Below are 257 nucleotides of genomic sequence, written 5' to 3' on the forward strand. Positions count from 1 at the left end.
CAACTAGGATGTTGGCTTAGAAGCAGCCACTCATTAAAAGAGTGCGTAATAGCTCACTAGTCGAGAGATCCTGCGCCGAAGATGTTCGGGGCTCAAACTTACCACCGAAGCTACGGGCTCACAATAGTGAGCGGTAGAGGAGCGTCGTAATCGGGCTGAAGTCGTACCGTAAGGAGCGGTGGACTGATTACGAGTGAGAATGTTGGCATTAGTAGCGAGAACTAGGTGAGAATCCTAGTGGCCGAAAACCTAAGGTT

1 rRNA gene is annotated in these 257 nt (G+C 50.2%); it reads left to right on the plus strand.

Annotation, left to right across the window (positions count from 1 at the left end):
- A 23S ribosomal RNA gene (locus CPJCM30710_RS17615) occupies positions 1–257 on the plus strand; the annotation flags it as partial.

The organism is Clostridium polyendosporum, from assembly GCF_018332455.1.
GTDB lineage: Bacteria > Bacillota > Clostridia > Clostridiales > Clostridiaceae > Clostridium_AY > Clostridium_AY polyendosporum.